The organism is Actinomycetota bacterium (assembly GCA_030776725.1).
Lineage (GTDB): Bacteria > Actinomycetota > Nitriliruptoria > Nitriliruptorales > JAHWKO01 > JAHWKW01.
In genome coordinates, this window is the sequence record JALYHG010000035.1 from 1 (window position 1) to 3,198 (window position 3,198).

At 73.5% G+C, this 3,198-nt stretch carries 5 protein-coding genes; all 5 read right to left on the bottom strand.

The features are described from left to right. Positions 1–197 (bottom strand): hypothetical protein (locus M3N57_01380; protein ID MDP9021357.1); only part of this gene is annotated, 197 nt, incomplete at its 3' end. Between the two features lie 11 nt (positions 198–208). After that, positions 209–1,063, bottom strand: coding sequence for a sucrase ferredoxin (locus tag M3N57_01385; protein ID MDP9021358.1), 855 nt, complete (start codon positions 1,061–1,063; stop codon positions 209–211). Between the two features lie 64 nt (positions 1,064–1,127). Further along, entirely contained in the window at positions 1,128–2,243 is a 1,116-nt protein-coding gene (locus M3N57_01390) for a cupin domain-containing protein (GenBank protein MDP9021359.1), read from the bottom strand. A gap of 92 nt (positions 2,244–2,335) precedes the next feature. Then, positions 2,336–2,557 carry a hypothetical protein gene (locus M3N57_01395; protein ID MDP9021360.1) on the bottom strand — a complete coding sequence of 74 codons (222 nt, stop codon included), beginning with the start codon at positions 2,555–2,557 and terminating at the stop codon, positions 2,336–2,338. Between the two features lie 172 nt (positions 2,558–2,729). After that, on the bottom strand, positions 2,730–3,038 hold the full coding sequence (locus tag M3N57_01400) for a hypothetical protein (protein MDP9021361.1): 309 nt from the start codon (positions 3,036–3,038) through the stop codon (positions 2,730–2,732). Positions 3,039–3,198: the final 160 nt, after the last annotated feature.

Here is a 3,198-nt window from a genome sequence, read left to right on the forward strand (position 1 = left end):
GCGGTGGGCGACTCGCCGGCCGCGGCCGGGTCGGTGGTCCCCGCCGCCCCTGGATCTCCGGCGTCGATGCCACCACCGGCGGTGGCGGGCCGGGCGCCCGGCGGATCGCTGGCTGGCGCGCGGGTGCATCCCACGACAGCGAGCAGGCCGGCGACTGCGATGGCTGTTCCCAGCCGCATCCCATGGTGGAGACCCATCCCGAGCGACGCTACCGGTCGCTGGAGCCGGTCATCGGCGCCTGCAGGTCGACCAGCTCGTACCGCGGCGGGCAGATGCGGCCGGCCGCGCGGCAGGTCAGGCGCCGCGCCTCCGGGTCGGGATGCGCCCGCACCGTGGCGGCCACCCGTCGCCCGTCGATCGTGGCGAAGGTGATCTCGTGCAGGTCTCCGTCGACGCGACCTCGGCCGATCGCGCGGAGCGCACCGACCGCGGTCAGCCCCAGCCTCTCCCGGATGAAGGTCTCGGCTGCCTGAACGGCGAACGGATAGCAGCTGCGGCCCCGGTAGTGGGTCAGATCGATCGTCCCGGTCTCGTACCGCTCGACCACCTCGGGAGCGTCCGCGGGGCTGACCCACCCGAAGTACAGGCCCTCGGGGAGGATCACGAGGTTGCCGGCGAAGCGGTCACCGCCGATGTGCGAGCACTCCCAGGTCTCGGCCGGTCGCGCGACGCTGAGCGCCGCCGCGAGCGGCCGGCCGAACTCGGCGCAGCACGGGTCGTGCGCGCCGTTGGTGCAGACCAGGTACGGACCGCGGCTGACCGCCCGGCCCCCGACCGACCGGCCCGCCGCCAGCGGGGAGAGATCATGGTCGAGCAGCTCCGCGGGATCGTCGGCGGTCAGCCGCTCCACCCAGCACGCACGGGGCGTGGAGTGCGCCACGAAGCAGGTGACCGCGGCGCCGTCGTCGGCGGCGCGACCGTGGCGACGGATCAGGATCAGGCGGGCGCCGACCTGCCGCGCGCGGCGCCGCAGCTCCCAGCCGGTCGAGGGCTGCAGCCGGCTGTCGATGACCGCGTCGCGTCCCCAGGCTCCCGGCTGCTCGAGCGCGATCCAACGGCGCACACGCGAGGCCGTGGCCAGCAGCGGCTCCGCACGAGTCCGTGCCGCCCGCGAGCAGGAGAACCGCTCACTCACCGCCGGCCACGAGCAGACCCTCGCGGATCAGCCGGCGCACCAGGACCAGCCGGCTGCCTTCGTCCAGCTCCGTCAGGTCGCCGACACGGAGCTGCTGGGCGCTCAGCAGTCGCCCGATCACCGGTGCCAGCTCCGCCGGGAGGGTGAGGCGCCGGTCGCCGAGCTGCAACCGGGCTCGCCCGTCGCGGACGTCGAGGTCGGCCACGGCACCGTCACGGCGGCTGACGCGGCTGTCCTGATCGAGGGAGTCGAGGTCGAGCAGCTGACGTAGCTGCCCGTCGAGGACCGGTGGCCGCGAGGACCAGAAGCGGTCCGCCAGCCGGCCGGTGATCTCCCCGCCGTCGCGCTCCTCGATCCAGGACGCCAACTCCTTCAGCCGGGCGGAGACGGTCCCGGCGAACCCGGCCGGGTCGGCGGCGTACCCGGCGGGGAGCGCCTGACGGAACCGGACCTCGTCGGCCGCGTCGGTGACCACCTGGGTGAACACGTCGTGCCAGGTGACGCTCCGGACACCGAGCGTCAGGTGCAGCGACGCGGTGTCGACCGTCCGCGCCGCGTGCAGCATGCCCCGCGGGACGTACAGGCAGTCGCCAGGCTCGAGGTCGACGTCCAGCACCGGCTCGCCGGGATCACCGAGCGACGGATCCCAGCGCTGTGATGGCACGGGATGGTCGACCACGGGCGCGTACGTCACCCAGTGTTTCCGGCCGAACGTCTGCATGGCGAAGACGTCGTGGGTGTCGTGGTGGACGTTCAAGCCGGTGGCGACCGGCGGTGTGAGGTAGGCGTTGGCCTGCACGGGCTGGGTGAGGAACGCCTCGAGCTCATGGCAGAAGCGGGTGACCGGCTCCCAGTAGCGGTGCAGGCCCTGCAGCACGATCGTCGCGCCCTCGTCGAACAGCGTGAAGACGCGTCCGATGTCGGGCAGGTCGTTCAGTCGCTGACCGCCGAGCGTGCCGCTCCGCGTGTAGCTGGCGCGTGGGAGCGTGTCGCCTGCCCGCACCAGGCGGAACGCCGGCGGCCGCGGCGACATGGTGGCGAGGATCCGGTCGACGTCGTCGAGCGAGAGCAGATCCGCGAAGTCGTCGTCGCCGCGGCGCCGGTGCAGGTGCGCGGACGACTCCCAGGCCTCCCGGAGGAAGCGGTCGGCGTCCCCGACGCAGCGACGCAGGCTGCCCGGGGCCCCGGATCGCCCCGGGCTCAGGCGTCCTCTCCGTCGGCGTCAGCGGCGTCGGCCGCGTCGGCGGCGTCGCTGTCGGCGGCGTCACTGTCGGTGGCGTCGGTGGCGTCGCTGTCGGCTGCGTCACCGTCGGTGGCGTCCGCTGCGTCCCCGTCAGCAGCGTCGCCCTGAGCCCGCGGCGGCGATGCCGAGGTGAAGGCGGTGTCGATGTCCTCGTCGGTCACGCGCAGCTTCGTGGTCATGCGGTCCCCTCAGGTCGTCCGACGCTGGCACCCTAGCGGCCGCCGAGCGCGGGCTCCGAGCCGCGACCGGGCCGCGCGCAGGTCGCCACGGCCGCCGGTTGCCTGCCGTTCGCATCACCCGACCCCGGCGGTCGGCGGGGTGCGATGATGCCGACCGCGGGCCACGACCCGGTTAGGTGAGCGGGTGACCCCAGGAAAGCGACAGACCATGCAGAAGCGACCCGATCCGCGACCGCTCGAGCCGATCGCCGGTGGCGCGGAGGACGGGCCTCCGGACGAGATCGACGAACGCCGGCTGGGTGCGGGCACGGGGGACACGGCCGACAGCGACGCCACCGGCGAGGAGGTCCCTTCCGGAGCCGACCAGCCCGCCACCGGGGACCCGACCGGCACCGGTCGGCCGGTGCTCGACGACCACCACGTGGAACGTGACCAACACGACGTGGAACGTGACGAAGCTGACCGACCGGATCGGCCCCATGAAGGATCGCCGACCGATGCGTACGATGAGTAACGAGCCGATCACCAGGAGCAGCGGTGGATCCTGAGGCGCTGTGGGAGCGCTACCACGAGACCCACGACGGTGCCGCCCGCGACGCCCTGATCCTGCATTACTCGCCGCTGGTCAAGTACGTCGCCGG